This window comes from Anaerobacillus sp. MEB173, assembly GCF_052119505.1.
Classification (GTDB): Bacteria; Bacillota; Bacilli; order Bacillales; family JBJMAU01; genus JBJMAU01.
Genome location: NZ_JBJMAU010000009.1, coordinates 62,594 through 77,653, shown reverse-complemented (window position 1 = coordinate 77,653; position 15,060 = coordinate 62,594). Strand labels below are relative to the sequence as shown.

Below are 15,060 nucleotides of genomic sequence, written 5' to 3'. Positions count from 1 at the left end.
AACTCATGTTAATTGTTACATGGATAAACATACTCCAGACGAAAATAATAACCATGTAAAACGTCTTACCGATAGGAGGATTAACATGGTAAAGAAGGAAAAGGGTAGTGAAGTATATAATAAATTAGATCAATACAAAGTGTACAGTGGGGACGCTAGATCATCTGGAATAGAAGCTACGTACGAATATACGAGTGGAAATAAAACCGTCAATATTAAGAACAAATAAAATGAAATTAAGCCAAGGAGATTCCCCTCCTTGGCTGTCCTCATTATATATCTTCATCTTGCTCAATGTCGCTGTTATCCTCTACCTCTTGAATGTCCACATCATCTAATGGAAGCCATTCTAGTAATTCGCCTACAAGTGTATTAATTTTACGATTGACAAATTCTTCACCATATTTGTGAATAGCTTTTGTAATCCCTTCATTTACGTTTTCAGAAAAGGCAATTAACGGTTTATCTTCAGTTGATTCATTATAAAGTTCAATAACTTCGTCAAGTCCTTCCGTAATTTTATCAATTGCATCACTTAATGTGTTTTTTTCTATTTCATTAATTTTCAAAACGATCACCTTCCTCCATTTTTAGTTTTTCTCATCAAAAAAAAAATAACCGAAAAGGCTAAAATGACAGCCTGACGGTTATTCATCATATGTATAGCGGACAATATATTTGTCTTCTTTCAACTTACGAATTTCCACTAGTGGAGGCAATTCGTAGCCATTGATCCAGTTATCTTCAATCTTGGCTTTAATACAGTTTGCCTGAAATTTACTATGAAAAATTTGCTTCCAATAAACCCATCTAGGCCTCACTTTCTAATTACCTCCTTCAATGAAAAACGCTTTTCTCTCTTCTAATGAAATTATACGACGATGCTCAGTTATTTTATACTATATTTCTATCCAATTTTATCTTCTTTATCTCTTTTTTCCATTTCCTCTTCACGCAACTTTTCTTCTCGATCCCGTAATCGGTGGGCAAGACGACTAGAGGCATTTGCAGCAATACTACAAACCAAATCATCAAGGAATGTATGAATATTCTTTCCTTTTGTATCTAGAGTTTTGATAATTCCGACCTTTTCCTTATCTAAATAGCCAAATGTGGTAACAGCTATACTTCCATATCCAAATACTGAGCCAATAGCTATCGTTTCATCGACACCAAAAAGTCCTTCATCCTGCTCTACAATCGATTGAAGTGGTTCTGATAACATTTTCTTTTCTGCAAGTTTATCTAATTCTACCCCAACTAATATTGCATGTTGAATTTCACGTTTGCATAAGACAGCATCCACACTCTCTAAACAGTCAATCATTTTCAAATCCGGAGTAAACTTCACTTGCATTTGATAGACAATTTCGGCAATATCAGTTAACTCTACTCCTCTTTCTTTTAATAAACCCCTGGCTGCTTTCTCTACTTCATGACAATGTACTGGTGTATTCATCCTTCTTTTCTCTCCTCCTGTAAAACTAAGGTGTTTTCTATTTTATTGCAGTGCATAAAACAATAAGTCTAATGTTAACGATAAAGATAACATCTCCACCGTAAATTGACAATCTATTCTTTATATTCTTATATAAATCAGGATTTGTCTTTGTTTGCAGTAAAAGTATGGTAAAATAACGTTTAGATTGAAAGGGGGTTTATTATATGACTACAAACGGAACAATTATCGATGATCAGCTATTTAGTGAATATTTGCAAGAGGAACGCGCACTTATCGTTTATTTACCTAATAACTTTTCGCCCCTTTATACATACCATTTGGTTATCGTCCAAGATGGCAAGGACTATTTTCAATTAGGAAGAATCGCCCGGATCGCTGATGAATTAATTGAAAAACGTGAGATAGAAGAGTTAATTATTGTCGGAGTTCCGTATAATAATGTTGCAGAACGAAGAGAGCTATACCATCCAAATGGAAAAAAGAGTACTGACTATATCCGGTTCCTCGCAGGTGAATTAGTACCTTACATTGAAGCTAAGTACCCTACTCATCAACTTGCTTCTGGCAGAACATTAATAGGTGACTCACTTGCTGGTACTGGATCATTATTGGCAGCGTTTACGTTTCCTCACACTTTTGGTCAAGTGATTATGCAGTCACCGTACGTTAATGATACGCTGATTGATTTAACACAGCAATTCCGTCATCCTGAATTATTAAATATTTACCATGTCATTGGAAACCAGGAAACCGCTGTAAAAACAACAGCTAACCAAACAAAGGACTTTCTTACACCAAATCGAGAATTAATGAAACAAATGAGGACGAAAGGAGTCAATTATTTTTATGATGAATTTGACGGTAATCATACATGGACGTATTGGCAACCTGATTTAAAACGAGCATTTCAGCATATGTTTAAGATATAATTTTCACTTTATTTTTTAGAAAATTTATGCAAAAATACAATTACTGTAATTATATGCAAGTTAGTAAAGGGAGGAAAAAAAGAATGAAATGCGGAATCGCTATTTTTCCATCAAAAAAGCTTCAGGACATAGCTAACTCATATCGGATGAGGTATGATTCCCACTACACCCTAATTCCACCACATATAACTTTAAAGGAACCGTTTAAAACATCTGACGAAAATTTAACGTCCATTATTAATGAAGTACATGAAATTGCAAAACAAACTAAACCATTTTTCATAAAAGTGAATAAAGTTCGTACTTTTCACCCACTAAATAATACGATATATCTTGGTATCGAAGAAAATGAAGCCTTGAACACACTACAAAATCGATTAAATAGTAATAATCTTAATCAGGAACAAAAGTATAAGTTTGTTCCTCACATTACGATTGGCCAGGAATTATCAGATGGAGAATTATTTGATGTAGTAGGACGGTTAAAAATGGAAGATATTAATCATGAAGAGATCATTGATCGAATCCAATTATTATATCAGTTAGATAATGATTCATGGACCGTCTATGAGACATTTCATTTAGGAAAGGATTGTTAATAAATTTGGAAGTGATTATCGTCAAAACAGAGAAACAGCTAAATGATGCATATTCCATTCGAAAAGAAGTATTTGTAAATGAACAAAAAGTCCCTCCAGAAGAAGAAATTGACCATCTTGAAGGAGAAGCGACACACTTTGTTGTTTATGATCATCAAAAACCTATAGGAGCAGGTCGTTTCAGAGTCGTTGATGGTTATGGAAAAGTCGAGCGGATTTGCATTGCAAAAGCAAATCGAAAACAAAACGTCGGATTACATTTAATGAATGATATTGAGAGCTATGCCAAAGAAAAAGAGATTACTCAATTAAAATTAAATGCACAAATCCAGGCAGAAGGCTTCTACAAAAAGCTTGGTTACAAAACATATTCCGATACATTCCTTGATGCTGGAATCCCACACGTTTCGATGAAAAAAGAACTATGATGAAAAAAAGCTAACCATTTTTGGTTAGCTTTTTTTCGTGATTATTGCAATAGTTGTATTTCTGAAAGATCAACTAACTCTACCGTATATTGATCTTTCATTATTTCACAATTGCCACTTTCATAAATATATAAAATAATATACTCTTGATTGTTGTATATTACCTTTGCACCAATTTCCATTTTACAGCACCCCTTTTCTTCATGCTCTTAGTTGATTTATACGTCGACATTTTGCAAAATATGTCTAGAAAAAGAAAAAAAGGCTGTAGTTTCATATTTTTTTCACATCTTCCCTAGAGTTCAGGTAAACTTTTTCTATTTACGAGATTGGTGTGCCATTTGGGACCGGTTTATCTATGTTTAAAAGGACAACATCCCCTTTTTCAGGGACTCCTCCTATTACTAATACTTCTGATTTAAAGCCTGCAATTTTTCGCGGGGGAAAATTTATTACTGCTATAACTTGTCGCCCAACAATTTCCTCTGCAGTGTATCTATTCGTTATTTGTGCACTCGAACGTTTCAATCCGACTTCCTCACCAAAATCGATCGTCATTTTAATAGCAGGTACACGCGCTTCTGGAAACGGCTCTGCCTCGATTACAGTCCCTACCCTTATATCAAGTTTCAAAAAATCTTCAATCGTAGCCATCTTCTTATTATCTCCCTTCAAAAATACATAGTAGCACAACACAGAAAAGGAATCTAATCATCTAGATTCCTTTTCTGTACCTATTTTTATTATATACTTTCATCAAAAAGATTTCCTTTTCCTGTTAGTTTCCGGATTTGATTTTCAAGGTGTTCATGTTTTTCATTTCGATTATTGTATTGCCTAAGATTCCTTTCGAAATAGCGTCCCTCATACTGTCTTTTTCTTAATACTTTATAAAATTCTCCTTTCGCTATTGGTGATACTGGTTTCATTCCTGTTCCTTGATAAATAATCCGATTCCCATAATGTATGGCTTGCGCATCTCTTACAGGTGGAACATAGCCCACAATGATCACCACACTTTCTATCTATTAGCGCCTTATTTATCTATAATCGTTTTTCCAATAGAATATGACAAAAAAGGTTACATGCTTTAAGAAAATTTGTTAGGATATAAGTTAGCGTTTTTATCCGTTTGCTTTTTTATATTTATTCGTTTTTGTAATCAAAATTACGACGGTAAATTGTATTTTATACCTGTATTTCATACTCTTGGAGGAACACTATGCACATTGCCCGATACAGTGAACAGATTATAAATTTAAAAAACTATGAACGCTCTTCATTTCAAGAGTTGTACCATGCTAGTATTCGAGGACAGGTTAAATGTATAAATTGTGATCAGCCATTAAGGTTGAGAATAGGAATTTTTGGTGCCCCAGATTTTCAGCATCCTCCATCACAGGTTGATTGTTACTCTGTGACCGATAAATGGGAACATGAGCAAAAAACAAGCCCAAAAACGACCAACAAAGCGGTTAGTGGCTTTACGTTACCAGAAAGGCGAGCGATTCAATCAGAGACAATAGCCACTATCGAAAAAACAAAACAATGGATTGAACCTCAGCCGATTACAGGTATTCCTACATTCGAACCAGTAATAGACTACTATCAACCAGATGATGACCCCTTTTATGAAAAACTACAATCTGTTAACTATAGTCTAGACGAGGCCCAATGGGAATCTGTAAGAACAACAGAAGGTCCTCTACTCATTCTAGCTGGTGCTGGGAGTGGAAAAACGAGAGTACTAACTGCTCGTACCGCTTATATGATGACGGAAAAGAAAATCCCGGCTAATCGACTACTACTTGTCACTTTCACTACGAAAGCTGCTAGGGAAATGAAAGAAAGAATGTTACTGTACCCAGGGTTGTCAAAGAAGCAGCTTCAACAATTAGTGACTGGAACCTTTCATAGCATTTTCTACAAGATGCTGCTTCACCATCAACCGGAAAAGTGGCAGCCTAACAAACTATTAAAATGGGACTGGCAACGAGATCAACTTTTAAAGGAAGCTGGGCGAGAAATAGAGCTTGATGAAAAAGAATTTGCTTATGATCAGGCATTATCACAAATTGGATTGTGGAAAAATAATATGCTTAGTCCTAAACAAGTGAAAGCAAAAGATCTTTGGGAAGAAAGAGTGCTCTATTTATACACTCATTATGAGGAACGTAAAGAATCAATAGGATCTTTTGATTTCGATGATATGTTACTTGGCTGTTATGAGCTACTATTCAATGATCCGAAATTATTAGCCAAATACCAGCAAAGATTTTCGTATATGCTAGTTGATGAATTTCAAGATATTAATAAGATACAATATGAAATTATTAAAATGCTTGCAGCAGAAACCCGAAACCTGTGTGCTGTCGGGGATGATGATCAGTCTATTTACGGATTTAGGGGAAGTGATCCCACATATATTTTAAATTTCAAAAAAGATTATACCGAAGCAAAAACTGTTGTATTAAATCGAAATTATCGTTCTGGTCACAGCATTGTCTCAGCAGCTGGCAATGTCATTGTCAACAATACGGCCCGGATGACGAAACATATTTCAGCCATTCATAATGAATCACAAGTACCGCTCCTTTTTTATCCATATGATGAAGAAGAAGAAGCAACAATGATTGTCACTGATATTAAAGAGAGAATTGAACAAGGTTCAAAACCTGAAGATTTTGCAATTCTCTATCGGACAAATGTTGCTTCAAGAGCCATATTTGAGCGACTTGTTCATTCAAACCTACCATTTGTTATCGAACAAGACGGTGACTCTTTTTATCATCGTAAAACCGTAAAAAAGGTACTCGCTTTTCTCCGACTTGGACTTAATCCTGAAGATACAAAAGCAATGAGTGACCTGCTTAGTGCTTTATTTTTAAAGCAATCCGTACTCCAAGATTTAAAAGCGATTAGTATTACTGCTGATTGTACGATGGTTGAAGCTTTAACAAAACTAACAACAATAAAGCCTTTCCAACTACGTAAGTTAAAAGAAATTGTTCCTCAGTTTAAACAACTAACAAAACTTTCAACAGTCGCAGCAATTGATCTTATCGAAAAGAAAATGGGGCTTCAAGATTATTTAAAGAAACAAGGCAATGAAGGTAATATCATGGATAGAGGTTCTGATGATGTCCGTGATTTAAAGGTCGCTGCTAAGTCTTACCCTACGATAATGGCCTTTCTCGAGCATATTGATCATATCATTGCCAAAAGTAATGAAAGAAAACAAACGAATACACAGCATCAAAGTGGAATTCAGTTAATGACCGTTCATCGGTCAAAAGGTCTAGAATTTAAACATGTTTATCTTCTGAGTGCAGTTGATGGAAGTCTCCCGCATGATTACGCCTTAGAAGCATGGCGCGACGGTGAGAACCTTCCCCTTGAAGAAGAAAGACGGTTAACTTACGTTGCCATTACACGTGCCAAGGAAAGCATCTATATTTCTATCCCGCAAAATAGACGTGGCAAAAAAGCGTACCGGTCACGTTTTATTCGAGAAATGGGAAAACAAAGTCATTAAATCAAATGTTCAAATAATAGTATAAAAACGGTAAGCTCCAAAGAGACTTACCGTTTTTTTATCAGATTATGTTATAACATTAGCTGCATGAGCTGGAGGTTTATCCCTTGTTACTTTCTCCTTCACTCGTTGTGTTTTGGGAGGTGTTGTCTTTAAATGGGAAATATCTTTGTTACAGTTTGGACATAACCAATGCTTTTGATCACTTGCACAAAAGGAGCCTGTATTGCAATATGTACAAAACTTCCGAAACAATCCTATCACCTTCCAATTTATAATCTACCGAATACAAATGACAACACCATCCATTTTCATATGATATATTCTCCTTCTAATTGGAGATACCTGCTCACTTCCTTTGGGAATCAATCTACATTTTCCTACAAAAAACCATATGCAAATGTCGTCGGCCATCATTTGGTACGGAATAAATTTGTAAAGTTGGTGAAAAATCTAAAAAAATGTCAAAACAAATTGTTTAACACTATAAACTGTGTTAATATTATTTTAAGTTTCCTAATGTTTAGAAATGCTTTGTCATAGAATATAACTTCATTTGTTTGAAAGAAAACTGAATCTTCTTCTCTAACCTTTGTTCTTCTTACCAGCTATTTACTAGGGAAAATTAGTCGGTACACTTATTTAGAACCAGAGTGATTGGATTAGCGGATTCAACAGAAAAAAGAGCAGTTTGCGATACTGCTCTTTTTTCATTTTTATTGGTTCAACCGTTGAATAAGATTAATATAATCTTTTTCTGATCCTATATCAAATCGTTCCGCATTTAGTTGTTTCGCTATACAACTTTTTGTGAGGACAAGCTGCTTTAGGGCATCTGTCAATTGTAATTCTCCGCTAGGATCTGGTGCAACCATTTCAAGTAATGAAAAAATCTCCGGTTCCAAAATATACCGGCCACATACAGCTAAATCAGATGGAGGATTTGAAAGAGGTTTTTCAACTATATCGACAACATTATAAACCCCCTCAGATACTCTTTCCTCCTTAATTACTCCATAATTTTTTAGAAATTCCCTTTTTACTTTTTGAACCGCAATTGTACTCGTACTAAATTCATCATAAACTTTCATTAATTGCTCAAGTGCAGTTTCTTTTTTCGATAAAAATATATCATCAGGTAACAAAATAGCAAAAGGCTCATTTCCCACAAATGACTTACTCAATCGTACAGCATCACCTAACCCTTTTGCATATGGCTGTCTTACATATTGAATATTAACATTTGGGATATTAATCTTTTCTAACAAATGTTTTTTATTCATTTGCTCTAGGAAATATTCAAGCTCCAATGACGCATCAAAATAATCAAGTATCATATTCTTGTTTCTTGAAACAACAATCAGTATTTCTTTTATTCCGGCCAATGCAGCTTCCTCAACAATATAATGAATGGCCGGTCTTCCGCAAATTGGAAACATTTCTTTTGGTATAACTTTAGTAATTGGTAAGCTCCTTGTACCATAGCCCGCTGCCGGTATTACTGCTTTTTTTATTTTACTCACCTTTTTATGTTCCCCCCTTACAATCCAATTTACTCTATTTTATTCCTATAAAAATGATACGTTCAATATATCCCTAGAAAAGGGCGCAAAATGGCATACGATTTTTAGGGATTAGCCCAAATTTTATGTTTTTGATGAATCTAATCACGATCCTTTTTTACCACTAATATGATATAAGAGCCCTAATTGTCAGAGGATTCCACCAAGAAAGGGGTAAAGAATAATGACTGTTTGCATTATTGGAGCAGGCTATGTTGGATTAACAACCGGTGCAATATTAGCAAATTTCGGTCACAAAGTCTGCTGTGTTGATATTAATAAAGAAAAAATAGATTCATTGAATCAAGGTATGATCCCGATTTATGAACCTGGACTGGAGGAAATCGTTGACAAGACTTTAAATAATGGTTGTCTATCATTTAGTACGAATATCAAAAAAGCAATCATTGATAACGAAATCATCTTTATAGCTGTCGGAACACCTTCTAACCATGATGGCAGCCCTAATCTTAGTTACATTCATCAAGTAACTGAAACCATAGCAGAGTCAATCAATGAATATAAAACGATCATCGTAAAAAGCACTGTTCCCCCGGGAACAAGTGAAGATATTCATCAGTTTTTACTAAAACAAAATGTTGATCCTTTACTTTTTGACGTTGTATCAAATCCAGAATTTCTTAAAGAGGGTACAGCCATTTATGATACATTACATCCCGACAAAATCGTACTCGGTATTAAACAACCAAAACCGGTTCAAACATTACAAACTCTCTATAAAAATATTCAAGCCCCTTATATTATTACTAGTCTTACAGGAGCAGAAATGATAAAGTATGCTTCTAACGCCTTTTTGGCCACAAAAATATCGTTTATTAATGAAATTGCTCGTATTTGTGATGCATATGATGTTGAAGTTGAAGACGTTGCTCTGGGGATCGGAACGGATCCACGAATTGGCCCTTACTTTTTGAAAGCTGGTATTGGATATGGAGGCTCTTGTTTACCGAAAGATTTGAGAGGACTACATTATGCCGCAAAAAAGAAAGAGGTCCCAACCTCTCTCCTTACATCAGTACAGAAAATAAATGATGAGCAAATTGACATTGTCCTGCAAAAAACGAGATCCTATATTGGCGATCTGAAAAATAAGCACGTGGCTGTATGGGGAATTACCTTTAAACCTAACACAGATGATGTCCGGGAATCACCTTCTCTTAAAATCATTAAACAATTGCAAAAGGAAGGTGCGATTATTCGGGCATATGATCCTATGGCAGCAATTGATATTGAAGACGTAATCACGCCTGACGATAAATATACAGCTGTAAAAGGTGCCGATGCAGTGATCATAGCAACTGAGTGGGATGAGTTTAAACATGCCGATTGGTCAAAAGTAAAAAAGATTATGAACGGTAATGTAATCATTGATGGTCGAAATTGTATAGATCGTAGAACAGTAAAGCCGCTTGGATTTTATTATCTGGGGGTAGGACGATCATGAATATTCTTGTAACTGGTGCTGCAGGTTTTATTGGGTCTCATTTGTGTGAACGACTATTACTTGATGAAGAGATCCATGTTATTGGTGTTGATGGCATGATTAATACTAGCTTGGCAAAATTAAAAAAACGAAATGTTCAAAACTTATTACTTCATCCTCGATTTCAACTGATTGAAAGAAATCTTTTTGACATTGATTGGGATCAACAGCTTGAAAATATAGATGTTATTTATCATTTAGCTGGTATGCCAGGTGTGAGAACTAGTTGGGGCAAAGATTTCAGTCAATACGTGAGACACAATATTTTGGCTACTCAACAATTATTAGAAGCCTGTCGAAATCATCGAATTCAAAAGTTTATCTATGCCTCAACCTCGTCCGTATACGGAGACAAAACTGGTAAGGTTTCTGAAGATTCTACTCCTGAACCACTTTCACCATACGGAGTAACAAAATTAACTGGAGAACACCTATGCCACGTTTACCATACCAATGACAACCTCCCTATCGTCATTGTGCGCTTTTTTACAGTCTATGGACCTCGCCAACGACAAGATATGGCCTTTCATCGTTTCATTCGGGCAATGATTGAAGAACAACCAATACCTATATTTGGAGATGGCAAACAAACTAGAGACTTTACTTATATTAGCGACTGTGTTGAAGCTACAGCTAGAGTACTTTATGCGAAAGATGTCATTGGAGAATCAATTAATATTGGCGGAAAGGAACGATCTTCTGTTTTGTCGATTGTCACCTCCCTTGAGGAAATCTTTGAGAAAAAAGCAATACTTGATTTTACAGGAGGAACCAGGGGAGAACCAAAGCATACATGGGCAGACATTTCGAAGGCTCAGAAACTGCTGAATTATAATCCTTTAATCAGTTTAAGAGAAGGTTTACAAAAAGAAGTTAACGATCTAAAACAGCTCTATTAGTGAGGTGTAGCAATTGAAGATCGCTTTCATATGTACAGAGAGTTTGCCATCACCGGCAATTAAAGGAGGCGCCATTCAAATGATGATTGATGGCGTTTCCCCTTATTTAAGTAAGAAGTATGAGTTAACCATATTTTCAATCACCGATCCACAATTACCTGACTATGAAAGTAAAGAAAACTTGACTTATATCCGTGTACCAAAAGAAGACTTTGTTGCACAAGTTTGTAGTCATATTAAAAGGCATGACTTTGATATTATTCATGTATTTAATCGACCAAACAATATTCCTGAATATAAAGCCCATGCCCCCCATAGTCGGTTTATTCTAGGAGTTCACAATGAAATGTTTTCAGAGGAAAAAATCTCATATGAATTAGGTAGCGATGTCATTGATCAAGTCGATCACATTGTAACAATTAGTAACTATATAAAAGAAACAATTACCTACCGCTTCCCAACATCAAAATCAAAAATTAAAGTCGTCTACTCAGGTATCGATTTAAATGATTATCCAGAAATCGCTTCTGATGAATATAAGCGAATCCGCTATATGTATCGAGAAAAATATAAGCTTCACAACAAAAAAGTTATTTTGTTCGTAGGGCGACTTAGTAAATCAAAAGGTCCACACCTCCTCATTCAAGCGATGAAAGATGTATTACTTATCCACCAGGATGCTGCATTAGTCATTGCAGGAGGAAAATGGTTTAGTGACAATACAGTCAATTCCTATGTTAGAACGTTGTATCGCCTTGCTAAACCATTTAAGGAGAAAATTATCTTCACCAAGTTTATTCCCGCTAGTGAAATACCGAATATTTTTATAATGAGTGACCTTTTTGTTTGCAGCTCTCAATGGCAGGAGCCGTTAGCACGGGTTCACTATGAAGCAATGGCTGCTTCACTCCCAGTCATTACGACAAATCGTGGCGGTAATGCTGAAGTCATTCTTCATGAATTTAACGGTTATCTGCTCAATAACTATAACCAGCCCAAGGAATATACGAAGGCTATCGATTATCTTTTTGAAAATCCACAACTTTCTAAGTGGATGGCTGGAAATGGACGAACCTTTGTCGAAATAAACTTTCAATTTAAACATGTTGCCGGTCGTTTAGAAGATACGTACCTTTCGGTATTAAAATAATAAAATAATCTTTTAAAGAGAATGACGCTCCTAGTAGGAGCGTCATTCTCTTCTATATCGCTTTTTTATTTTTCATCTTTCTGTTTTTCAGTGCCAACCATGGGGCAGCAGGTGGATTGTTCTCTGAATAAAACATATTCTTTTTCGGGATAACTTTCATTTCATTTTTCCCTAATTTTATTCCAAGTTCTTTACCTGCTTCTAGTACTGATTCCCCTAACAGTTCCGTATATTCCGTTCCTTCCATTTGCAGCTTTGCCAATAGATCGTTTGCCACTGTTTTGAAATCATGGTTCTGTAACGATAGGTTGTTTAACATCTTCTCTTCTAGCATTTCAACAATCTCTCTTACTTGTGCTGTTAATTGTTTTCCTACAATTTCTTCATTTAAATTAATATTCTCTTTCATGACATTAAAAATTTCACTTAAAGCAGTTTTGACATTCTTTTCAGGCTTTTCTTCGATACCGTCTGTACTTACCACTTGTTGTTCTATTACATCTCCCTCAGCAACTAGGATTTCTTCACTTGTTTCAGCCAATTCAATCTCTTCAACTGGAGTATCAGTCATTATCTTACTAATATCAATTTCCTCAGTACTTTCAGCCACGGTACCAATCGCAATATTATTCTTAATTTTATCTTCAATTTCATCCCATACTGATTTTATATCACTGACAACCCGATTCCAATTAAAGTTTGCCTCTGCCTTCTTTCTTCCAAATTGTCCCATCTCTTTTCTTAATGAGGAATCTGAAAGTAACGTTATTAAATGCTCAGCAAACTCACCAGGTTCTTCTGGATTCTCAACGACAAGTCCGTTTTTCCCTATATCAATGACCTCTGTATTTCCACCTCGATTTGTTGTTATAATTGGCAGCCCTGCAGCCATTGCCTCATAATGAACTCGTGCTAATGGCTCTTGCCATTGCGAAGGGCAAACAAACACATCAGCAGCTGCAAACCACTTATGAATTTCAGTTGGATGGATAAAACCAGTTGTTACCACTGGAATCGGTAATCGTTCAGCCAAAGCACGAACATAGGCAATATAATCGGTTACATCATTCACACTAAACCATTTACTCCCAACTAGGACAAGTGCAACATCAGGAAATTTTTTTGCAACGAGAGGCATCGCTTTTACGAGGATATCTGCCCCTTTATTTGGTGATAAGCGTCCTGTAAATAAAATAACTTTTTTCGATTCAAGATTATGACCTTTTCTAATTTCATCCCTGAGCTTTTTCCCCTCTTGCGTGTATGCAGGTACAAATCGATCTAGATCCACCCCAGAATAAATTGTTTTTAGCTTTGATTCTGCATTAGGAAACATTTCCTTAATTGTCTTCCCAATATAATCACTAATTGTAATGATTTTATCGACTTGCTCGATTGCTTTTTCTCCTTCTTCATGGTCAATTTTTTCAGGTTTAAACATATCATTATGCATACTTAGCACAATTCGAGCATTAGGAGCAACTTCTCTGACTGGACTGATGAGTCGCGGCCGGTTAAAAATATGAATGAGATCAAAATTATGCTGCCTTACATAGTTAACTACACCATCACGATACACTTCTAGTAATCCACCTGGGACACGTACATAATCAATCCCATCAATGGTTTCCTTTTCCGGTAAAGTTGGATCATTTCTTCCTAAAATCGTTATATCATGTTTATTTTTTAAAAAGGGGACTGCACCCGCAATATACGTTTGGATGGCCCCGCCTTTTACTGGTGGTACTGGAAGCTTTTCAGTACAAATAATGAGTACCTTCATTATTTTCCTCCTTTCCATTGCTTTTCTAGATCAGCAAGAACATTCTCCTTATTTTCATTAAGGTCAACAATCTGATGTATCATTTCTGCAAATTGCTCATCCATAAATGTTGTTGGCTCATAGACTAAATCTTTAAGATTTCGATAGAATAAGTTTGGCAGAGATAAGTCAATTAATAAAATATCAAACAAATCATCTTCAATTGGGTTTGCTTCATGATATGCTTGAATCATTTCAATAGCCCAATGTGTATTCCAACTCCCCAGATATTCCATCGTTTGTGTAATAATTTTTTGTAAGTCTCTTATTGGTAAATCGTAAGAAACACCATCTAAATCAATAATCCACATCCCACCAGGACCTTTTTGTCCATTTGACCAACCATAATCCTGGTGTGCTAACCCCCATGCCTCATTCCCACGGGAAACTAATAGATCGTAATCAGAGTCTAGCAGGTTGCTGTACGCTGATCTTGCTTGTTCTTGAAACATATCTGCAACGGATAATATTGTTGAACTCGCTGGCATTTCATTATATGCTTTGGCAATATCTTTAAACCAACCAATCTTTTTTATGATCTTTTCGTATGTCTTTGGCCACCTGTAAAGCCTTGTTGAAACTTCAGCCCCTTTTGGTGGTACATATCCTTTCGATAGACGATGAAACTCACCAAGAGCATAACAAAGCTCCGTCGTACCTTCTAAATCTTTAGAAACCGGCTCAAGCGGCTCGATCCATTCAGCAACAAACCACAGCTTCCCGCCGCTCTTAACCCAATTTTCGCCAGATCTTGTAGGGATGATGGCTGGAACATTCGCTTTCCTTTCTTTTACGAGATAATCTTGAGCTCCTAAACTAAACATACTTCTCGTTGGACGACGGTGAAGTATTTTGAAACTTTTGGGACCTTTATCTGTATCAATTTTCCAAATAAGGCCACCTTTATCTTCCTTCGTAGCCATAACTTCCATATTATTTAGTTCAAGATCATAATTTTTGATCACATCATAAGCCATCTCTACAATATATTCAGGAACTAAACGTTCACCCAAAGTTTCATCCATGTCCCAAGGAGTTATCACTTTCTTTTTTTTCATAATTATCCCTCCTGGTCACTTATCTACTAGTTACTATATTCCTGAAACAGTAAACTGGGTGGTCATTTATCCCGAATTAACAAAAAAAGTCGTTACAATTCAATCTCCTTGA

17 protein-coding genes are annotated in these 15,060 nt (G+C 35.8%); 8 read left to right on the top strand and 9 right to left on the bottom strand.

Annotated features, from left to right (window positions below):
* Nucleotides 1-85 precede the first annotated feature (85 nt).
* Nucleotides 86-229, top strand: coding sequence for a hypothetical protein (locus ACJ2A9_RS16720; RefSeq protein ID WP_441422822.1), 144 nt, complete (start codon nucleotides 86-88; stop codon nucleotides 227-229).
* A gap of 43 nt (nucleotides 230-272) precedes the next feature.
* Here the strand turns inward: ACJ2A9_RS16720 and ACJ2A9_RS16715 are convergent, their stop codons facing one another.
* The 3 genes from ACJ2A9_RS16715 to ACJ2A9_RS16705 form a co-directional block, all read right to left on the bottom strand.
* Nucleotides 273-569 carry an atypical membrane-integrating protein (Mistic protein) gene (locus ACJ2A9_RS16715; protein WP_441422821.1) on the bottom strand — a complete coding sequence of 99 codons (297 nt, stop codon included), beginning with the start codon at nucleotides 567-569 and terminating at the stop codon, nucleotides 273-275.
* Between the two features lie 78 nt (nucleotides 570-647).
* Nucleotides 648-821, bottom strand: a complete 174-nt coding sequence (locus tag ACJ2A9_RS16710) for a hypothetical protein (RefSeq protein WP_441422820.1) — start codon at nucleotides 819-821, stop codon at nucleotides 648-650.
* A gap of 86 nt (nucleotides 822-907) precedes the next feature.
* Entirely contained in the window at nucleotides 908-1,459 is a 552-nt protein-coding gene (locus ACJ2A9_RS16705) for a phosphatidylglycerophosphatase A family protein (protein WP_441422819.1), read from the bottom strand.
* Nucleotides 1,460-1,665: 206 nt separating this feature from the next.
* Between ACJ2A9_RS16705 and ACJ2A9_RS16700 the strand changes: the two genes are divergently transcribed.
* From ACJ2A9_RS16700 to ACJ2A9_RS16690, 3 genes are all read left to right on the top strand, one after another.
* Entirely contained in the window at nucleotides 1,666-2,391 is a 726-nt protein-coding gene (locus ACJ2A9_RS16700; RefSeq protein ID WP_441422818.1) for an alpha/beta hydrolase, read from the top strand.
* 83 nt (nucleotides 2,392-2,474) lie between these two features.
* Complete coding sequence (locus ACJ2A9_RS16695; protein WP_441422817.1) at nucleotides 2,475-2,990, top strand: YjcG family protein; 516 nt, start codon at nucleotides 2,475-2,477, stop codon at nucleotides 2,988-2,990.
* 5 nt (nucleotides 2,991-2,995) lie between these two features.
* Complete coding sequence (locus tag ACJ2A9_RS16690; RefSeq protein ID WP_441422816.1) at nucleotides 2,996-3,418, top strand: GNAT family N-acetyltransferase; 423 nt, start codon at nucleotides 2,996-2,998, stop codon at nucleotides 3,416-3,418.
* Between the two features lie 41 nt (nucleotides 3,419-3,459).
* Here ACJ2A9_RS16690 and ACJ2A9_RS16685 read toward each other — a convergent pair whose 3' ends face one another.
* The 3 genes from ACJ2A9_RS16685 to ACJ2A9_RS16675 form a co-directional block, all read right to left on the bottom strand.
* A complete protein-coding gene (locus ACJ2A9_RS16685) occupies nucleotides 3,460-3,600 on the bottom strand; it encodes a hypothetical protein (RefSeq protein ID WP_441422815.1) in 141 nt (46 codons plus the stop codon).
* 139 nt (nucleotides 3,601-3,739) lie between these two features.
* A complete protein-coding gene (csaA, locus tag ACJ2A9_RS16680) occupies nucleotides 3,740-4,072 on the bottom strand; it encodes a chaperone CsaA (protein ID WP_441422814.1) in 333 nt (110 codons plus the stop codon).
* An 89-nt stretch (nucleotides 4,073-4,161) separates the two neighbouring features.
* A complete protein-coding gene (locus tag ACJ2A9_RS16675; RefSeq protein ID WP_441422813.1) occupies nucleotides 4,162-4,434 on the bottom strand; it encodes a hypothetical protein in 273 nt (90 codons plus the stop codon).
* Between the two features lie 206 nt (nucleotides 4,435-4,640).
* Between ACJ2A9_RS16675 and ACJ2A9_RS16670 the strand changes: the two genes are divergently transcribed.
* Nucleotides 4,641-6,953, top strand: coding sequence for an ATP-dependent helicase (locus tag ACJ2A9_RS16670; RefSeq protein ID WP_441422812.1), 2,313 nt, complete (start codon nucleotides 4,641-4,643; stop codon nucleotides 6,951-6,953).
* Between the two features lie 716 nt (nucleotides 6,954-7,669).
* On the opposite strand, the gene ACJ2A9_RS16665 is transcribed toward ACJ2A9_RS16670, so the two are convergent.
* Complete coding sequence (locus ACJ2A9_RS16665; RefSeq protein WP_441422811.1) at nucleotides 7,670-8,476, bottom strand: UTP--glucose-1-phosphate uridylyltransferase; 807 nt, start codon at nucleotides 8,474-8,476, stop codon at nucleotides 7,670-7,672.
* Between the two features lie 223 nt (nucleotides 8,477-8,699).
* Between ACJ2A9_RS16665 and ACJ2A9_RS16660 the strand changes: the two genes are divergently transcribed.
* Genes ACJ2A9_RS16660 through ACJ2A9_RS16650 form a run of 3 tightly spaced genes read left to right on the top strand, consistent with a single transcriptional unit; the run spans nucleotide 8,700 to nucleotide 12,068 of the window.
* Complete coding sequence (locus ACJ2A9_RS16660) at nucleotides 8,700-9,980, top strand: UDP-glucose dehydrogenase family protein (RefSeq protein WP_441422810.1); 1,281 nt, start codon at nucleotides 8,700-8,702, stop codon at nucleotides 9,978-9,980.
* Complete coding sequence (locus ACJ2A9_RS16655) at nucleotides 9,977-10,918, top strand: NAD-dependent epimerase/dehydratase family protein (protein ID WP_441422809.1); 942 nt, start codon at nucleotides 9,977-9,979, stop codon at nucleotides 10,916-10,918. Before ACJ2A9_RS16660 ends, ACJ2A9_RS16655 begins: the two co-directional genes overlap by 4 nt.
* 13 nt (nucleotides 10,919-10,931) lie before the next feature.
* Complete coding sequence (locus ACJ2A9_RS16650) at nucleotides 10,932-12,068, top strand: glycosyltransferase family 4 protein (RefSeq protein ID WP_441422808.1); 1,137 nt, start codon at nucleotides 10,932-10,934, stop codon at nucleotides 12,066-12,068.
* Between the two features lie 52 nt (nucleotides 12,069-12,120).
* On the opposite strand, the gene ACJ2A9_RS16645 is transcribed toward ACJ2A9_RS16650, so the two are convergent.
* Nucleotides 12,121-13,851 carry a glycosyltransferase family 4 protein gene (locus tag ACJ2A9_RS16645; RefSeq protein WP_441422807.1) on the bottom strand — a complete coding sequence of 577 codons (1,731 nt, stop codon included), beginning with the start codon at nucleotides 13,849-13,851 and terminating at the stop codon, nucleotides 12,121-12,123.
* Nucleotides 13,851-14,948: a CotS family spore coat protein gene (locus ACJ2A9_RS16640; protein WP_441422806.1), complete on the bottom strand. Its 1,098-nt coding sequence runs from the start codon at nucleotides 14,946-14,948 to the stop codon at nucleotides 13,851-13,853. Before ACJ2A9_RS16640 ends, ACJ2A9_RS16645 begins: the two co-directional genes overlap by 1 nt.
* Nucleotides 14,949-15,060: the final 112 nt, after the last annotated feature.